Annotated in this window: 17 protein-coding genes; 9 read left to right on the top strand and 8 right to left on the bottom strand. The window is 63.1% G+C overall.

The features are described 5' to 3' along the window. Nucleotides 1-201: 201 nt before the first annotated feature. Nucleotides 202-1,767 (bottom strand): methyl-accepting chemotaxis protein, encoded by a 1,566-nt coding sequence (locus tag BLV45_RS28095; RefSeq protein WP_176954176.1) that lies wholly within the window; start codon nucleotides 1,765-1,767, stop codon nucleotides 202-204. Between the two features lie 346 nt (nucleotides 1,768-2,113). Between BLV45_RS28095 and BLV45_RS15720 the strand changes: the two genes are divergently transcribed. The 6 genes from BLV45_RS15720 (at nucleotide 2,114) to BLV45_RS15745 (ending at nucleotide 8,429) form a co-directional block, all read left to right on the top strand. After that, nucleotides 2,114-3,511: an L-lactate MFS transporter gene (locus tag BLV45_RS15720; protein WP_090534591.1), complete on the top strand. Its 1,398-nt coding sequence runs from the start codon at nucleotides 2,114-2,116 to the stop codon at nucleotides 3,509-3,511. 10 nt (nucleotides 3,512-3,521) lie between these two features. Then, nucleotides 3,522-3,650 (top strand): MFS transporter small subunit, encoded by a 129-nt coding sequence (locus BLV45_RS15725; RefSeq protein ID WP_090534593.1) that lies wholly within the window; start codon nucleotides 3,522-3,524, stop codon nucleotides 3,648-3,650. A 580-nt stretch (nucleotides 3,651-4,230) separates the two neighbouring features. Continuing rightward, on the top strand, nucleotides 4,231-4,992 hold the full coding sequence (locus BLV45_RS15730; RefSeq protein ID WP_245753294.1) for a hypothetical protein: 762 nt from the start codon (nucleotides 4,231-4,233) through the stop codon (nucleotides 4,990-4,992). A gap of 74 nt (nucleotides 4,993-5,066) precedes the next feature. Beyond that, nucleotides 5,067-6,458, top strand: a complete 1,392-nt coding sequence (locus tag BLV45_RS15735; RefSeq protein WP_245753296.1) for a DUF1254 domain-containing protein — start codon at nucleotides 5,067-5,069, stop codon at nucleotides 6,456-6,458. A gap of 111 nt (nucleotides 6,459-6,569) precedes the next feature. Further along, nucleotides 6,570-7,553 carry a SphA family protein gene (locus BLV45_RS15740; RefSeq protein WP_245753298.1) on the top strand — a complete coding sequence of 328 codons (984 nt, stop codon included), beginning with the start codon at nucleotides 6,570-6,572 and terminating at the stop codon, nucleotides 7,551-7,553. Between the two features lie 9 nt (nucleotides 7,554-7,562). Next, nucleotides 7,563-8,429: a DUF2092 domain-containing protein gene (locus BLV45_RS15745; RefSeq protein ID WP_090534597.1), complete on the top strand. Its 867-nt coding sequence runs from the start codon at nucleotides 7,563-7,565 to the stop codon at nucleotides 8,427-8,429. Nucleotides 8,430-8,485: 56 nt separating this feature from the next. Here the strand turns inward: BLV45_RS15745 and BLV45_RS28100 are convergent, their stop codons facing one another. Further along, nucleotides 8,486-8,611, bottom strand: a complete 126-nt coding sequence (locus BLV45_RS28100; RefSeq protein ID WP_281246316.1) for a hypothetical protein — start codon at nucleotides 8,609-8,611, stop codon at nucleotides 8,486-8,488. Between the two features lie 324 nt (nucleotides 8,612-8,935). On the opposite strand from BLV45_RS28100, the gene BLV45_RS27595 reads away from it, so the two are divergent. The 3 genes from BLV45_RS27595 to BLV45_RS15760 all read left to right on the top strand — a co-directional run bounded on the left by BLV45_RS27595 (nucleotide 8,936) and on the right by BLV45_RS15760 (nucleotide 11,064). After that, a complete protein-coding gene (locus tag BLV45_RS27595) occupies nucleotides 8,936-9,130 on the top strand; it encodes a hypothetical protein (RefSeq protein ID WP_176954177.1) in 195 nt (64 codons plus the stop codon). A 71-nt stretch (nucleotides 9,131-9,201) separates the two neighbouring features. After that, entirely contained in the window at nucleotides 9,202-10,377 is a 1,176-nt protein-coding gene (locus BLV45_RS15755; protein ID WP_407671022.1) for a BamA/TamA family outer membrane protein, read from the top strand. A gap of 78 nt (nucleotides 10,378-10,455) precedes the next feature. Next, nucleotides 10,456-11,064, top strand: a complete 609-nt coding sequence (locus tag BLV45_RS15760) for a hypothetical protein (protein ID WP_245753302.1) — start codon at nucleotides 10,456-10,458, stop codon at nucleotides 11,062-11,064. A 129-nt stretch (nucleotides 11,065-11,193) separates the two neighbouring features. Here the strand turns inward: BLV45_RS15760 and BLV45_RS15765 are convergent, their stop codons facing one another. The 6 genes from BLV45_RS15765 to ugpQ form a co-directional block, all read right to left on the bottom strand. Then, entirely contained in the window at nucleotides 11,194-11,598 is a 405-nt protein-coding gene (locus tag BLV45_RS15765) for a transposase (protein WP_176954178.1), read from the bottom strand. 418 nt (nucleotides 11,599-12,016) lie between these two features. Further along, entirely contained in the window at nucleotides 12,017-13,084 is a 1,068-nt protein-coding gene (locus BLV45_RS15775; RefSeq protein WP_090534606.1) for an ABC transporter ATP-binding protein, read from the bottom strand. A gap of 18 nt (nucleotides 13,085-13,102) precedes the next feature. Continuing rightward, entirely contained in the window at nucleotides 13,103-13,912 is an 810-nt protein-coding gene (locus BLV45_RS15780; protein ID WP_090534608.1) for an ABC transporter permease, read from the bottom strand. Further along, entirely contained in the window at nucleotides 13,909-14,847 is a 939-nt protein-coding gene (locus tag BLV45_RS15785) for an ABC transporter permease (RefSeq protein ID WP_090534609.1), read from the bottom strand. Before BLV45_RS15785 ends, BLV45_RS15780 begins: the two co-directional genes overlap by 4 nt. 182 nt (nucleotides 14,848-15,029) lie before the next feature. Next, on the bottom strand, nucleotides 15,030-16,109 hold the full coding sequence (locus tag BLV45_RS15790) for an ABC transporter substrate-binding protein (protein WP_407671023.1): 1,080 nt from the start codon (nucleotides 16,107-16,109) through the stop codon (nucleotides 15,030-15,032). A gap of 150 nt (nucleotides 16,110-16,259) precedes the next feature. Continuing rightward, nucleotides 16,260-17,045: a glycerophosphodiester phosphodiesterase gene (gene ugpQ / locus BLV45_RS15795; protein WP_090534613.1), complete on the bottom strand. Its 786-nt coding sequence runs from the start codon at nucleotides 17,043-17,045 to the stop codon at nucleotides 16,260-16,262. Between the last annotated feature and the right edge of the window lie 140 nt (nucleotides 17,046-17,185).

Genomic DNA, 17,185 nt, shown 5'->3' on the forward strand with positions numbered 1-17,185 from the left:
GAGTGAATGACTCAATCATATGCTGCATTGCCGCAAAAATCAATATTTCGTATGTGATATATCACTGAGTGTTGCATCTAAAACACAAACACACGGTAGCACGGTGGGAAGGATGCGTGTCCGCGACGCATGCTAATTGACATGCGACTCGACACGCAATGGGGTCGCAACGCGCATGGGCACGCGCCGGAGCCAGCGGCGTCAGGCGATTGCGCCTGTCTCCAGCCGGAACACGGCGACTGCATCTTTCAGCAGCGTCGACTGGGCCCGCAGCGATTCCGCGGCCGCCGCGGCCTGTTCGACGAGCGCGGCGTTCTGCTGCGTCGACTGGTCCATCTGCGTGACCGTGACGTTGATCTGCTCGAGGCCGTGATGCTGTTGTTCCGCAGCGCTCGAAATTTCCGACATGATGAGCGTCACGCGTTGCACGGAAGCGACGACGTCGCTCATCGTGACGCCCGCGCGTTCCACGAGCGCTTCGCCGGAGCGGATCCGCTCGACGGAGCTGCCAATCAGCGAAGCGATTTCCTTCGCTGCCGCCGCCGTGCGTTGCGCGAGGCTGCGCACCTCGGCGGCCACGACGGCGAAGCCCCTTCCCTGCTCGCCCGCACGCGCCGATTCGACGGCCGCGTTGAGCGCGAGGATATTCGTCTGGAACGCGATGCCGTCGATCACGCCGATGATCTCGGCGATGCGCTGCGAGTCGCGCGAAATGTCGCGCATCGTGCTGACCGCTTCATGCACCACGCCGCCGCCCGCGACGGCCGTCTCCGACGCCTTCTGCGCCAGCTCATTGGCCTGCTTCGCGTTGTCGGCGTTCTGGCGCACGGTGACCGTCAGCTCTTCCATGCCGACGGCGGCCTTCTCGAGCGCCGCCGCCTGCTGTTCCGTGCGCGACGACAGATCGGTATTGCCAAGCGCGATTTCCCGCGCGCCCGTGTGGATCACATCCGTGCTGCTGCGCACCGTCACCACGGTACGGCGCAAGCCGTCCTGCATCTGGCTGAGCGCGCCCAGCAATGCGCCCATTTCATTGTTGCGTTCGTTCGGAATCTCGCCCGACAGATCGCCGCCCGCGATCAGGCGGAACTGCGCGATCGCACGTTCGACCGGACGGATGATCGCGCGCATCAACGCCATGCGGCCGGCGATGCTCACGGCGAGCAGCAGCACGGTCACGCCGACCAGCACCTGCACGGTCAGCGAGAAACGGCTTTGCGCCTGCAGGAAACGCCCCTCCTGGCGCTGCATCAGACGTGCTTCGAGTGCGGAGACGGCACGCGCATACTGGCCGGCGATCGCTTCGGTTTCCTTGCCCTGGAGTTGCTTGAACGAGATGAAGTCGTTGGTATCGAGCGCCTTGAACGCCGGCAGCAACGCCTGCGAAACGAGCTTCGCGCGCGTGACGGCAAGACTCTCCACGTCGGCGCGCAGGTTGTCGTCCTGTCTGGCGAGGCCGTCGAAGCGCTTGTACGCCGCATCGGCGACGGTGACCGCGCGATGCGATTCGTCGAGAAGCGCCGGGTCCGGCTCACCCAGGCCATAGAGCGCGTAATAGCTGTTCATCAGCAGGCGCGCACGCAGCACTTCCTCCGAACTCTGATGCAGGGCGACCAGCGCGCCCGTGTCGTCGCTATACATTTTTTGCAGCGCGACATTGCTCATGCGCGTCCCCGCAATGCCCATCGCACCGATGGCGATCGACATGAGCGACAACACGCCAATAACGGCGGTCAACGTCGCCCGGATAGACAGTTTTCTGATCATGCGCTTCCTCACTGGTTTGGTCTTGCACGCCTTGCTAGCGACACACGCCTGGCAATCTGCATGCTCCAAAACCCTAAGCGTCCCGGTATCTGAATCCACCCCTGAAAACAGACCAGAAAACACACTATGTGGGTTGCAAAAACCGCCGTGTGGCGCGCTATCCGCACGGTTTTCATTCATCAGCGGATTACTCCGGGCAAACCCGTTATGCATTCGCGCCTCATATTGCCAACGCGGGCCGCTCCTCATATTGTGGAGCGCGCAACGCACAGGCCTCGAAGACCGCGCTAAAGAAAAGCGCATCAGAGCCGATAACTATCAGTTACCCCCTTAACGGAGACCGACCATGAGCAGCATGACAGACCACCCGGAGAGCCCGGGCTCGTCCGGCTTCTTTTCCAAACAGGCTACCGTCGCAAAACCAGGCTTTTCCCGCTGGATGGTTCCGCCCGCCGCGCTCGCCGTGCATCTGTGTATCGGCCAGGCGTACGCGTTCTCCGTCTTCAACGGCCCGCTCACGAAAGTCATCGGCATCACGCAATCCGCACCGGACGACTGGACGCTCACGACCCTCGGCTGGATCTTCTCGCTCGCCATCGTGTTCCTCGGCCTGTCCGCCGCGTTCGCCGGCAAATGGCTTGAACGTGTCGGGCCGCGCCGCACGATGCTCACGGCGGCATGCTGCTTCGGCGGCGGTTTCATCGTGTCGGCCGTGGGTGTGTGGCTGCATCAGATCGTGCTGCTCTATCTCGGCTACGGCGTGATCGGCGGCATCGGGCTCGGGCTCGGTTATGTGTCGCCGGTGTCGACGCTGATCCGCTGGTTTCCGGACCGCCGCGGCATGGCGACCGGCCTCGCCATCATGGGCTTCGGCGGTGGTGCGATGATCGCGGCGCCGCTGTCGGTGGCGCTGATGAACCACTTCAAGAGCGCAACGAGCATCGGCGTCGCCGAAACGTTCGTGGTGCTCGGCATCGCGTACTTCATCTCGATGACGATCGGCGCCCTCACGATCCGCATTCCGGCGCCCGACTGGAAGCCGGCTGGCTGGACACCACCGGAAACGTCGCACCAGATGATCACGCGCAACCACGTACACATCGATCAGGCGCTGAAGACGCCGCAGTTCTATCTGATCTGGTTCGTGCTGTTCCTGAACGTGACGGCTGGCATCGGCATTCTCGGCCAGGCTTCGGTGATGATCCAGGAGAGCTTCAAGAACACCGTGACAGCGGGCGCCGCTGCCGGCTTCGTCGGGCTGCTCTCGCTCTTCAACATGGGCGGGCGCTTCGTGTGGGCGTCGGCGTCGGACTTCATCGGCCGCAAGAACACGTACTACGTCTTCTTCGTGTTCGGTGCCGTGCTGTACTACTCGGTGCCGGGCTTCGCCGCGTCGGGCAACATCGCGCTCTTCGTGCTGGCGTTCTGCCTGATTATCTCGATGTACGGCGGTGGCTTCTCGACGGTTCCCGCGTATCTCGCGGACATGTTCGGCACCGCGTTCGTCGGCGGCATCCACGGCCGTCTTCTGACGGCGTGGGCAGCGGCTGGCGTGGCGGGCCCGGTGCTGGTCAACTACATCCGCGCCTATCAGGTTGCGCATGGCGTGGCCAAGGCCGATGCGTACACGATGACGGTGCATATCATGACCGTGCTGCTGGTGGTGGGCTTTATCTGCAATCTGCTCGTCAAGCGCGTGGACAACAAACACCACATGAACGAAACACAGCTCGCCAGCCAGTAAGGAGACCGACATGACCGAATTGAACGCCGTGCATCCGACCAGTAAAGCTAAACTGGTGGTCTTCTGGGCCTATGTGCTGATTCCCCTCGCATGGGGTGTCGTGAACACGCTGATTCAGGCAATGAAGCTCTTCAGCTAGATACGTTCTTTTAAGTTATTCACAAAAAGCCGGGCTTGATGCCCGGCTTTTTTTATTCCAGATTTCGCGCCTGGATACCGCCAGAAACATCTTAAATATGCCGACGTCTTCACGCTCACTGAGAAATATCAAGCCAGCATAACCATCGCCTTGACCCAACGTGCAGAAGTCGAAATAATCCTCAAGATCGTCCAGACTTTCAGTGATGTTACAAATTATGTGTGTGCGGTATTTGAACGTTTGCTAATATTTGCGAATCATTGAGACATGCGAACCCATTTTTATCCGCTGCATCAAGTGCTGTCTACCTTTCACGGAGGCTCCCTGCATGTGCGTAAGAACGGTTCCACCTACGCCTCCCTAGCCGGCTGATCGCGAAACCGGTCTGCAATCGGACACTCAGTCGGGAAGATTTTATTCTTCTCGTGTTTCCGGCGGGATTGGCTCATGCACAGCCAATTACTACTTCAGTCGATATGCATATTGTTTAATCCGGTTTGCGAAAGCAAATGGATAGTTGCGTTCGGCGCGTCCGTATTTCTTTATATAAAACATGAATCCTGCTCGCCGATTTGTCCGGGTGTCGTTACTCTCAATCCTCTTTATCGCTCGAGGCACATACGCGCAGACGGCGGACGACGCCAACAAGAGTAACAACCCGCTCAATCTCGCGGCCTCGTTCAACGTACAGAACTTCTATACGCCGAGCGTGTTCGGCAGCAATGTCCATACCAACGATCTGCTGCTACGCCCGACGGTACCAATCGGTCCGGGGCTGATCGGCGTGCCGCAGATTTTCCGCGGCACGCTGCCCATCAGCACACGCCCTGACCCGAGCGGCGGCTACAACACCGGCCTCGGCGACATCAACCTGTTCGACATCTTTCTGCTGAGCCAGGGTGATGTCCAGGTTGGCGTCGGACCGCTTTTGACCATGCCCACCGCAACAGATCCAAGCCTTGGCACGGGCAAATGGCAGGCGGGTCTCGCCGCGGTCGCCGTGAGCGCGACGAAAGCCCGGCTGCTCGGCGCGCTGGTCCAGTGGCAACACTCGTTCGCCGGCCAGAGCGGCCGGCCGGCTACACAGTCGCTCACCGCGCAGCCCTTCGGCATCTTCAACCTGCCGGACGGCTGGTACATCCGCTCGACCGGCACATGGACGTTCGACCTCCAGCACGGCAGCTATTACATCCCGGTTGGCCTCGGCGCCGGCAAGGCATGGAAAGGCGGGTCGACCATCTATAACGCGTTCATCGAACCGCAGTACTCCATCGCCCACTCGGGCGCGGGCGTGCCGCAATTCACGATTTTCGCCGGGCTGAACATGACGTTCGGCAAGTAAGTGACGACGCACACGGGTAACGCGGCGCGACCGCGCCATCCGGCCAGCAAGCCGTTTCGTACAAGGTGATCGATGTGAAGAAGCTTTCGAATTGCATGCGTGCCGCAGCGCTCGGCGTCGGCCTCATGATGGGCGGCGCCGCGCTCTCCCAGACGCAGAACAGCGTTTCGCCGGACGAAGCGCGCGCCATCGCGAAGGACGCGTTCATCTACGCGTATCCGATGCTTTTCAACTACAAGACACTGTACGAGCAGGTTGTCGATCCGGCCTCGAAGTCGTACGTCGGCGGTTTCGGCCGGTTCCGGAATTACTCGCAGCCCTATGGCCCCGAGAACAAGGAAATCGTCACGCCGAACAACGACACGCCCTATTCGTGGGCATGGCTCGACCTGCGTCGCGAGCCATGGGTGCTGACCGTGCCCGAGGTGCCGGACAACCGCTACTACGTGTTCCAGTGGATCGATCTCTTCACGTACAACTTCGCGTATGTCGGATCACGCACCACCGGTAACGGCGCGGGCCATTACCTGTTCGCCGGCCCGAACTGGAAAGGCAAAACGCCTGAGGGAATCGACAAGGTGTTCCGTTCCGAAACCGACCTCGTCGTCACGCTCGGGCGCACCGCGCTCAACGGCCCGGCCGATGTGAAGAACGTGCAGGCCGTCCAGAAAGGCTACAAGCTGACGCCGCTGTCCGCGTTCGAACACACCGCGCCGCCGCCGGCCGTGCCAAAGCCAGACTTCCCGAAATGGGATGAGGCGAAGGCGACATCGATCGATTTCATCGCGTACCTGAATTTCCTGCTGACGTTCACGCAGCCGCCGGCGCCGTCCGAAACGGAACTGCTTGCGCGCTTCGCGAAGATCGGCATCGCGCCGGGCAAGCCGTTCAATGCGGCGGCGTTGCCGGCCGATACGCGCGCGGCGATCGAAGCCGGCGTCGCCGATGGCAAGGCGGCGCTCGCCGACGCGGAGAAGCACACCACCAGCTCGTTCAATCTCTTCGGTTCGCGCGAGGCGCTCAAGGACGACTACACGACACGGGCCGTCGCGGCGGCAATGGGTATCTACGGCAACACGAAGGAAGAGGCCGTCTACGTCGGCACGCGTGTGGATGGCGACCATCAGCAACTGGTCGGGTCACAGCCGTACGTGCTTCATTTCGACAAAAAGGATCTGCCGCCGGCGAAGTTCTTCTGGTCGATGACGATGTACGACCTGCCGGCGCGCCATCTTGTACCCAATCCGATCAAGCGGTATTCGATTGGCGACCGCACCCAGGGCCTGAAGTACAACGCCGACGGCTCGCTCGACATCTACGTCCAGCACGCTTCGCCCGGTGCCGGAAAAGAAGCCAACTGGCTGCCTGCGCCGCCGGGCCCTTATACCATGATCATGCGCATTTACGGCCCTGGGCAGGCCGTGCTCGACGGCGCCTGGAAATTTCCCGAGCCGAAAAAAGAATGATGCCAGCTGGACGGCCTGCCGGGTCTTTCGCGAAGGGCCCGTATGCAGGATCGCAACGATACAGTTCGGTCCCGGGGCGAACACGGAAAAGTTACAGGGAGTAAAACCAGGATGAAAAATATCATTCAATATTTCGGGCACCCGATGCGCGACGCACGACGCGCCGGCATCAACGTCACCCTGGCCGCTGGGATCGCGGGCCTGAGCTTCGCACAGCTGGCCCACGCGACGGAAGGCGGTATCGGCCGGCCGATCACCGGCATGCAGGTGATGCCCTACGCCGGCGTGGTGCCGCCCACGTCGGACTGGATCGTGTCGCTTTCGACGATCTACTACCAGGGCTCGCTCGGCGCGAGCAAGACGCTGCCGGTTGCCGGCACGATCACAGCGGGTCTGAACTACCAGGTCGTGTACAGCATCGCGAATGCGGTCAAGACGTGGGGCATCACCGCGGGCGGGTGGAATTTCGCTTCGTCGTTCGGCGTGCCGGTGCAGTATACGAACGCGTCGTCGTTTCACGGCATTCTGCCTGACGACCACGCCACCCAGTTTGCCGACATCTTCTTCACGCCGGTCGTGGCGGGCTATCACCTGACGAAGACCGACCACGTCGCATTGAGCGTCCAGATCTACGCGCCGACGGGCGCCTACAACCCGAACCGTCTCGCGAACGCCGGCCAGAACACGTGGACGTTCACGCCAACCATCTCGTACACGAAGCTCTTCCCCGCACAGGGAATCGAGCTGTCGGCGAACTACGGCGTCGAGTTCTACACAACCAACAGCGCCACCAGTTACCACAACGCACCGCTCAGCGTGCTCGACCTGCTCGCGCTCAAGCGCTTCAAGGGCGGCTGGGGCGTCGGCGTGGTCGGCGGCTGGATCCAGCAGCTTGGCGACGACACCGGCGGCCTCGCCAACCTGACGGATGGTGCGCGCGGCCATGCGCTCGGTATCGGTCCGATCGTGACGTGGTCCGGCGCGATCGACAAGACGCCCGTCTCGGCGTCGCTGCGCTGGGTCAATGAATTCGAAGTGCAGGCGCGCCCGAAGGGCAACGCGGTCCTGCTTTCCGTCAGCGCAACATTCCAGTAGGAGTGCGGCATGCGTAATCGTCACCTGCCGGCTGCGGCCGGCCTGGGGTTTCGCATCCCATCGCTGCCATCCCTGAGCGCGCTGGGCATCGTCGCCTGCCTGGCGGCGGCCGTACCAGGCGCGTCAGCGCGCGCCCAGACGGCCGACGCACCAGCGGACGCGGCCTCGTCTACAGTCGTTGCGGCGCCCGCCGAACGCCAGCCCGAGGCGCTCGGCGCGTTGACAAAGATGGGAGACTATCTGCGTTCGCTCGCCCGTTTCGAGGTCGACGCGACAAGCGCAACCGACGCCGTGCTCGACAACGGCCAGACGGTCAGCTTCGCGCATCGCACCGAACTGAAGGTCCAGCGGCCGAACCGGCTGCGCGCCGACGTCACCGGCAGTCGCGGTCCGCGAGGCCTCGTGTATGACGGCGCGACGTTCACGATCTTCAATACAAACAAACGCTATTACTCGAAGAATCCGGCGCCCGATTCGATCGACGGACTCGTACGCGAACTCTCGACCACATATGGCATCGAGACGCCGCTCGCGGATCTCTTCTACTGGGGCAACGGCAAGGTCGACGACACCGCGCTGACCTCGGCGCTCTTCATTGGGCTCGAACGGATCGACTCGCGCTGGTGCAATCATTACGCGTACCGGCAGGACGGCGCGGACTGGGAGTTGTGGCTTCAGACAGGTTCTCGTCCGCTGCCCTGCCGGATGATCATTACCGATACGACACAGCCCGCGCGACCGCGTCACGCCGTGACGTATCACTGGACGCTCAATCCTTCGTTTTCCTCTTCGACGTTCATCTACCGGCCGCCAGCGGACGCCCGGGCGATCACACTGCGGCCTGCCCCGCAAGCGCCGCTCGAGGAGAGCGAATGATGAAACGCACACAACGACTCGTGGCAGCCGGTCTTGCCGGCGTGCTCGCCGCTTCGTCATCCGGTGTTTACGCATTCCGCTTCGCCGGCGGTGCGCGAACCAGCATTCATTCGATGTCGCATGGCGGTCAGGGCTTTCAGGGTGGTGGTTTTCATGGTGGTGAAGGTGCTGGTGGTTTTCATGGCGGGCCACCGCCAGGGCCGGGGCCGCAGCCACATCCGCCGGGACCCGGACCGGGGCCCCAGCCGCATCCACCGGGGCCTGGACCGGGGCCCCAGCCGCATCCACCGGGGCCTGGACCTGGACCGCAGCCGCATCCTCCCGGACCTGGGCCTGGACCCGAACCACACCCGCCGGGACCGCCGCCCGGGCCACCACCGGGTCCCGGACCGCATCCGCCAGGGCCACCGCCCGGACCACCCCCGGGCCCAGGCCCCGGACCGCATCCGCCGGGACCACCGCCTCCTCCACCCCCGCCGCCGGGCTGGTGGGGTGGCGGCTGGTACGTGGATCCAGTCGCCGCGGCCGTGACGGTCGGCGTCACAGCGGCCGTGATCGGCGCCGCGTATGCGTCGTTGCCGCCGGGCTGTACGAGCGTCGTCGTAGGTGGCGTCGCGTATCAGCATTGCGGTCCGACCTGGTATCAACCGCAATACGTCGGCACGCAGGTCGAGTACATCGTCGTCGCGCCGCCTCGCTAAGGCGCGGCGTGCCGGCGTAACCGGTCACGCGGAAGACTGTCCGGATCATTCCACTGCGCCCCGGCGCGAAGGTGAGACGATTGGCGATTGCACGCGGGAATCCGAATCACCGATATGCCCGCAGGCTTTACGGCCTGCTTGGCTGCGTCGCGGTCATGGCGCTCTGCGCTTCGCAGGCACGTGCGGACGGCCGCTTCACCGATCCAGCCGACGGTGCGTTCGACCTGAGCGACATGCTGCTTTCGCACAAGGGCGTGTTGCCGGTGCCGACGCTGATCACCGAACCCGCCGTGGGCTACGGCCTCGGGCTCGGCCTGCTGTACTTCACGATGCCGAAACACGAAACGAACGCCGATCCAGACGCCCCGCCCAGTCCCCACGCCGCCGCGCCGCCGAACATCACCGGCGTCGGCGGCTTTGCAACCGGCACACATAGCTGGGGGGTGGGCCTGATGCACTTCCACACCTGGGACGACGACCGCATCCGTTATATGGGCGTCATCGGCAAGGTCAACCTGCATCTGAACTTTTATGGCCCGGAGGGTCTGGCGCACGCCTATCAGCTCGACGGGATCGCGCTCGTCCAGCAACTGCTGTTTCGCATCGGCGATTCGCACTGGTACGTTGGCCCGCGCTACACGTTCTTCGATTCGCATACGCGCTTCGGTCCGGTGCTGCCCAACGGGCTCGGCAATTTCGAGAGCGAGCAGCGGGTCGGCAAAGGCAGCGTCGTCGTCGACTATGACACGCGCGACAACATGTTCTTTCCGGCCACGGGTACGTATGCCGAGTTCGAAGCCGCCATCGCGCGTGGAGGACTCGGCAGTTCGACGGACTTTCAGATGGAGACCGCGAAGGCCTACCGGTGGTTCACGCTGTCGCCCTCGTGGGTTCTCGGGCTGCGCGCGGACACCGGCTTTTCCCAGGGCGACATCCCGTTTTTCGCGCAGCCCTACGTCTCGCTGCGCGGCGTGCCGGACGCGAAATATCAGGACCGCAACCAGCTCACCGGCGAAGTCGAAATCCGCTGGAACGTGACGCCGCGCTGGTCCGTACTTGGGTTCGGCGGGCTCGGCAAGGCGTACGGGAACCAGCATTCGATTTCGGATGCGCCCCTGGCATACGGCTTTGGCACCGGTTTTCGCTATCTGATCGCACGCAAGCTGGGACTCTCGATGGGTATCGACGTCGCGCGCGGGCCAGGCCAGAACGCTTTCTATGTGCAGGTCGGCAGTGCGTGGCGCTGAGCATGCCCACGTATTTCACCCGTGCCTGCCCGCACCTTTTTCCCAGCAACACAACGAAGTAACGCAAAAGGAGTAATCATGAAGTCATCCCTGAAAACCGGCCCGAAACGCACGTCGGCGATCAAGGCAGTCATGCTGTTGTCGGTGGCGCTGGCCTGGCCGGCGTTCGCGCAGAACGCCAGTTCAGCCGATGGACAGAAAGCCGTTGGCGCCGCCGCGCTCGTACACGTTCAGGCAACCGTCATCGGCATCGACGCCGTGACGAACAGCGTCACGCTGCGCGGACCGCGCGGCAACGCGGCGGTGGTCGACGTCGACCCGCAGGTCGGCGACGTGAAGAAGCTGCAGCTCGGCGACAAGGTCGACATCGCGTACAGGAACGCGATCCTGCTGGCCGTCGACAAGGAGAAGTCGGGCGGCATCCGTGAACGCGTCGAGACGCGCGCGGCGATTCCGGCTTCGGATGGCATCGTGGCATCGGCGCGTCGCGTCGAAGTGCTGGCGACCGTGCAGAAGATCGATCACAAGAAGCGTCTCGTGACGCTGCGCGGCCCGAATCGCACGGAAGTGCTCGAAGCGGCACCGGACGTCTCGATCGACAAGCTGAAAGTGGGCGATATGGTGCATGCGGTGTTCGTGTCGGCTACCGCGGCCCAAGTCACGCGTGAAGGCAACGTGGTGAAGTAAGTGCGAGGTCCGGCGCTTCGTCGCCGGATAGCAAACCGCCTGGAAAGGGGCGCGGCTCACGCGCCCCTCGCTTGATCGATATGCCTTATCGCGTCGCTGCTCGCCGATCCTGCAGCGATGCTCAACTAATCAATCGGCCGCCCGGGCCATGGGTCGCGCGCGATTCTGCCAGCGCCCCGACGCCGGTGTTCCGGCCGACGCTCCCTGACCCCCAGGCTGCGGACGATGCATGCGCGCGATCACGGCTTCGCACATCGCGTCGCCGGTCTCGCCGTACAGATCGTGCATCGCACGCTGCAGCACGCCTGAATCGAACCATACCTTGAAGCGCCGATGGCACGTGCGGTAGTCCGGATAGCGCGTGGGCAACGCGGCCCACGCGGCGCCGCTGGCGAGCACCCATAGCACGCCGTTTAGCACCATGCGCGTGTTGCGCGTGGGTCGCCCGCGCGGATCCTTGCGGGCGCGAAACGCGATAAAGAGTCCTTCCACGCTGCTCCATTGCGCGTCGGTGAGGTCGCGGTGCAGTGCCATCTGAACTCCGTATCTGAACAGTTCGGTCACAAGACTGGTAGCTTCACCAGCGTGACATCCGGCAAACACGGTGACTGTGGTCTGGCACGCATTCCACCCCGCGATGTGCGGTCCGGCGAACATTCGCGCATGTACGCCGTCGCATGAAACGCGCCCCGCGGTTCAATTCTTCAGTTTTAATATCGAGGGAAAGCGGATATCGAACGTCGCGCCGAGACCTTCGCGCGACTCGAAGTGAATCGCGCCATCCAGCACGCGGCACACTTCCTTGACGATCCAAAGGCGCGTGACGGTCCTGCTTGCGAGCCAGACATAAAACAGGAACCTCCGGCCGTGGACAACGCGAGCGGCTCCATCCGAACACAGAAAACGGCGGGAAAACACGCTGTGGCGGCCTACCAGGAATCAAGCCCAGGAATCAGGCGCCCTCTTCGAGCACGAGCAGATTCTCGTGCGAGAAACCAAGCGCAACAGGCTGGCCGCGCTCCGGCAGCCTGCGATTCGGGTCGTTGAAGACATCGAGCGAAATGACAGCCTCCTGCACGCGCGCGCGAATCCGCACGACGGCCCCGAGGAAACTGACGTCCTCGACCGTCGCGGCGAGCGTGTTGCGGCCCGGCGCGGGCGCCTCCAGCACGATCGCTTCCGGCCGCAGGGCCAGCATGCGCTTCCTGCCGGCGTCGCCCGGCGCAAGCGTCTGGGTCGTGATCAACTCCTGGCCTTCGACGGCCATCCGGCCCGTCGTCGGGTCCACCACATGCCCGGTCAGAATGTTGAGCGTGCCGACAAACGAAGCCACGAAACGCGTGCGCGGATAGTTATAGATTTCCGACGGCGTGCCGACCTGTTCGACGCGCCCCTCGTTCATCACGACGATCCGGTCGGAGATCGACAACGCCTCTTCCTGATCGTGCGTCACGAAAATCGACGTGATGCCGAGTTCGCGCTGCAGCATGCGAATGTCCTGGCGCAGCGAAATACGGATCTTCGCGTCGAGCGCCGACAGCGGTTCGTCGAGCAGCAGCACCTGCGGCTTGCCGGCAAGCGCGCGCGCCAGCGCGACGCGCTGCTGCTGTCCGCCCGACATCTGCCACGGGTAGCGGTCGCCGAGATGCGGCAGCTTGATCAGCGCCAGCATTTCATCGACACGCTTGCGGATTTCCGCGTCCGGCCGCCCGGCGACACGCAGCCCAAAACCGATGTTGCCCGCCACCGTCATGTTCGGAAACAGCGCATACGACTGGAACACCATGCCGACCTTGCGCTGGCGCGTGCGCAGATGCGTGACGTCGCGTCCATCGAGGCGGATCGTGCCGCGCGTCGGATTCTCGAAGCCCGCGATCATGCGCAGCACCGTCGTCTTGCCGCAACCCGACGGCCCGAGAAACGTGACGAATTCGCCGCGCTCGATCTTCATGTCGAAGTGATGCAGCGCGGTGTTCGATCCAAACGTCTTGTGCAGGTTTTCAATTTCAAGGAATGCCATGACGGGCGCCTTCATTCATCAGGGTTTCTGTTCGGCGAGCGCAGGTGTACGACTCGTCTTGCGGGCGGAGCCAAACACCTGGATCAGGCCCATCGCGGCCCACGTAATCGCGAACGCAATGATCGCGAGCGCCGAAGGTTCATACGCGCGATTCGCGCCGACCAGCTGTAGATAGGGGCCAAACGCCGGCCGGTCGAGCAGGCTCGCGATCGTGAATTCGCCCATCACCACCGCGAACGTCAGGAACGCGCCCGACAGGATGCCCGAGCGGATATTCGGAAAGATCACCTTGAAGAGGATCGTCGGCCAGTTCGCGCCGAGACATTCGGCCGCTTCCGTCAGCGAGCGCACGTCGACCGCGCTCAAACCGGCGTCGACCGCGCGGTACATATACGGCAGCGAAAGCGTCACGTATCCGAAGACGAGCAGCAAATCGGTGGCGCGCTCGTTACCGGTGAGCGGCAAAAACGAACTGCTGTTGTACATGCGCAGGTAGCCGAACACGATCACGATCGCCGGAATCACGAGCGGCAGCAGCGTGATGAATTCGACGACCGGCCGCAGCTTCGGCAGACGCAACCGGACCCAGTACGCCGTCGGTACCACGAGCAGGATGCCGACGACAATCGTCAGCAACGCCATCAGGATCGAGTACCCAAACGACGCCTGAAATTGCGTGTCGCCAAGCACCACCCTGTACGCTTCGAAGCTGTACACACCGCGCTTCATGCGCAGGCTGAACTCGAACGTCGCGATCAGCGGAATCAGGAAATACAGCGAACCAGTGACGATGGCGATCCACGCCCCCGCACGTGACCGGGATTTCATCGACGCCCCCTTTCGGCGCGCGAACGCAGCCAGATATAACCGCCGTTCGAGATGCCCGTCACGAGGATCATGCCAAGCGCAAGCGCGTAACCGAGGTTCGGGTTGTGCAACACGTCGCCGCGAATCTGCGCGTACAGCAGGATCGTCACGATATTGAGCGAGCTGCCGGTGAGCGCATACGCAGTCGCCACTGCGCCGAATGCATTCGCAAACAGCAACAAGGCGGCGCCCAGCACGCTCGGCCACAGCACCGGCAACGCGACATAGCGCCAGTACTGGAACGCGGTGCCGCCAAGACAATCGCAGGCTTCGCGCCATTCGCGCTTGAGACCGTCGAGCGCGGGCGTGACGATCAGCACCATCAACGGAATCTGGAAATACAGATACGTCAGCGTCAAGCCGGTGAAGCTCAGGATGCTGAAGCCGCTCGAATAGAGATTCAGGCCTGTGTATTTTTTAAGCAGGACCGTGACGAGCCCCACGCGCCCCAGCGTGCAGATGAACGCAAACGCCAGCGGCACGCCGGCGAAGTTCGACGCGACGCCGGAAAACGTCATCAGCGTCGGGCGAATCCAGCCGGGCAACTGGCCTTGCACCGCCGCCCACGCAAGGAGCGAACCGATAACCGCGCCGCCAAACGCCGATGCGGCGCTGACCTTGAAGCTGATCCAGTACGCGTCGATCACGCCCGCCGAGAAGAGGTCACGAAAGTTGACGAGCGTGAAATGGCCCTGTGGATCCTGAAACGCGCCGACCACGAGGATGGCCGTCGGCAGAATCAGGAACAGCAGCGCGAACACGAAGAACGGCAACACGCCGATCCACGTCCATAACGATGCGGACTGGTCCGCGCTCTTTGCTGGCGGCGTCGGCGTCGCGGCAAGAGGCGCCTGCAACTCCGGCGGCACGGCGCCTGCATTCGGTGGGCTGCTCATAGGTCAGGAAACCCTTGGACAAAGAAACCGGACACGGATTGCGAAGGTAGCGATCGCGGCCGCCACAGACGCCGCGAAGTCCGGATGCGGCACGGGCGGCGCGCAATGCGCGCCGCCCGCCGGGTCCGTCGTCGCAGTACTGCAATACCGCACTGCCCGGTTAAACCGCGCTTGCGCCTCGATTACTTCACGTTCGCGCCGACAGCGGCATCCCACTGCTTCGAGATCGTTTCCTTGTACGCGTCCTGTTGCTGAAGCGTCGGAAACACGGCGTTTTTGTACAGCGCAGCGGGCGGCAGTTTGTCGAGCAGCGCCTGCGGCACCTTCTTCGCGGCGGTCAGTTCGTTGTAGCGGATCGGATGACAGTAGCCCGTCAGCCAGCCGATCTGGCCTTCGTCGGAATACAGGTACTCCATCCACAGCTTCGCTGCGTTCGGATGCGGCGCGAACGCGCTGATCGCCTGCACGTAGACGCCGGCGACGACGCCCGTCTTCGGCACCACGACCTGAACCTTCGGATTGCCCTTCAGCGTGTCGCGGTCAGCCAGCGCGTTGTAGTCCCAGCGCACGATAATCGGCGTCGTGCCCTGCGCAAGCGATGCCGCCTTGCCGATGACCGGCACGAAGTTGCCGCTCTTGTTCAGATCGGCGAAATACTTGAGACCGGCCTTGTCGGCCTTCGACGCGTCGCCTTTCGAAGCCGACAGACCGGCCGCGAACACGCCCATGATCGCCTGGTTCGCCGAACGCGGATCACCCGCGAGCGAAACCGCGTTCCTGTAGTCCGCCTTCTGCAGATCGGGCCAGTCAGTCGGCACCTTGTCGATCATGTCCGCGTTGACTTCGAACGCGAGCACGCCGTAGTAGTCGCCGTACCAGTAGCCTTCGGCGTCCTTGACCGCGTCGGGAATCGACTTCCACGTCGAGACCTTGTACGGCTGCAGCAGACCCGCCGCCTTCGCCGTCGGACCAAACGACAGGCCGACGTCGATCACGTCAGGCGCCTGCGGACCCTTGTTGCCCTTGTTCGCCTTGATGGCTTCGAGTTCGTCGCCCGAACCCGCGTCAGGGTTCAGCTCGTTGACCTTGATGCCGTACTTTGCCTGAAAGGCCGCGATCATCGGGCCATAGCCGCACCAGTCGTGCGGCAGCGCGATCACCGTCAGCTGGCCTTCCTGCTTTGCCGCCGCGACGAGCGCGTCCGGCGGCGCGGCAGACGCGCTGTTCATGCACGTCGCCGCCGCAGCAGCAATCGCCGACATCGAAACAAAAGAATGTGCCCAGGTCCGGTTCATGTTTTTCCACCCTCAGCCGACATTGCTACGTTGGGAAAACTGCTATTCGATCAGGTCTGCGGTACTGCGCCACGACACGACATTACTGCTCCACGCACGCTGAATTGCGCGTGAAATCTATCGCGTGACCGGCGACGCAGCGCCCGCGCCGGCCCGGATGATATCGATGCGATCTGTACAAATTATGTCAACGCCCCATTCACTGAGCTCATGCGCGCGCAGCGGGTCGTTGACCGTATAGGCCAGCACGCGCAGCCCGGCGGCATGAATATCCGCGACCCGTTGCGCGCTCAGATACTGATGGTCGGCATGCAGCGACACGCAGTCGAGCTCGCGCACGATGCGCAGCCAGTCTTCGGGGACGTCCTCGAACAGCATCCCACGCGGCAGTTCAGGAGCGGCATCGCGCGCGGCAGCAAGCGCTTCGAAAGAAAACGACGAAAGCAGCGGCTGGGTTTGCGTGCGCCAGAGGTCCAGCGCGGCGCGCGCGACGAGATGCCCCGTTTCCGCTTCGCGGCCGGGACACGGCTTGATTTCTATATTGGCGGCAAGCGCTTCGTCACCGCAACGTGCGGCGGTTTCAGCCAGCGTCGGCAGACGCACGCCCGCGAACCGCGGACCAAACCACGCGCCCGCATCGAGTTGCGCGAGTTCCTTCCACGTGCGCTCGACGGCGGCGCCCGTGCCGTTCGTCGTGCGATCGAGCGTGTCGTCGTGCAGCAGATAGATTTCGTCGTCGGCGGAGAGCTTGGCGTCGAATTCGATCATGCGATAACCGTGGTACACGCACGCGTCGATGCCGGCCAGCGTGTTCTCGGGCGCGAGCTTGCCGCCACACCGATGCGCGGCCAGGCGCGGATAAGGCCAGCTTTCAGCACTGACACGATCGTTCGGATTTGCCAAGTTTCCCTGCCTTCGTCTGCCGTCGCCTAAACGTCAACTGTCGTCGAAAATCCCGCCGCGCCGATATCCGGAGATGCACCATGTTCCGGGTTCGGAGCAAGGCTAGAAGCAATTACACAAATTTGCAAGCCGACAAAAAA

It is taken from the genome of Paraburkholderia sartisoli (assembly GCF_900107685.1).
Classification (GTDB): Bacteria; Pseudomonadota; Gammaproteobacteria; order Burkholderiales; family Burkholderiaceae; genus Paraburkholderia; species Paraburkholderia sartisoli.

Excerpts from the sequence above, each read along its gene's own strand:
- BLV45_RS28095 (WP_176954176.1), bottom strand. The coding sequence starts at position 1,767 with ATGATCAGAAAACTGTCTATCCGGGCGACGTTGACCGCCGTTATTGGC.
- BLV45_RS15720 (WP_090534591.1), top strand. The coding sequence starts at position 2,114 with ATGAGCAGCATGACAGACCACCCGGAGAGCCCGGGCTCGTCCGGCTTC.
- BLV45_RS15725 (WP_090534593.1), top strand. The coding sequence starts at position 3,522 with ATGACCGAATTGAACGCCGTGCATCCGACCAGTAAAGCTAAACTGGTG.
- BLV45_RS15740 (WP_245753298.1), top strand. The coding sequence starts at position 6,570 with ATGAAAAATATCATTCAATATTTCGGGCACCCGATGCGCGACGCACGA.
- BLV45_RS15745 (WP_090534597.1), top strand. The coding sequence starts at position 7,563 with ATGCGTAATCGTCACCTGCCGGCTGCGGCCGGCCTGGGGTTTCGCATC.
- BLV45_RS28100 (WP_281246316.1), bottom strand. The coding sequence starts at position 8,611 with ATGAAAACCACCAGCACCTTCACCACCATGAAAACCACCACCCTGAAA.
- BLV45_RS15760 (WP_245753302.1), top strand. The coding sequence starts at position 10,456 with ATGAAGTCATCCCTGAAAACCGGCCCGAAACGCACGTCGGCGATCAAG.
- BLV45_RS15765 (WP_176954178.1), bottom strand. The coding sequence starts at position 11,598 with ATGGCACTGCACCGCGACCTCACCGACGCGCAATGGAGCAGCGTGGAA.
- BLV45_RS15775 (WP_090534606.1), bottom strand. The coding sequence starts at position 13,084 with ATGGCATTCCTTGAAATTGAAAACCTGCACAAGACGTTTGGATCGAAC.
- BLV45_RS15780 (WP_090534608.1), bottom strand. The coding sequence starts at position 13,912 with ATGAAATCCCGGTCACGTGCGGGGGCGTGGATCGCCATCGTCACTGGT.
- BLV45_RS15785 (WP_090534609.1), bottom strand. The coding sequence starts at position 14,847 with ATGAGCAGCCCACCGAATGCAGGCGCCGTGCCGCCGGAGTTGCAGGCG.
- BLV45_RS15790 (WP_407671023.1), bottom strand. The coding sequence starts at position 16,109 with ATGTCGGCGATTGCTGCTGCGGCGGCGACGTGCATGAACAGCGCGTCT.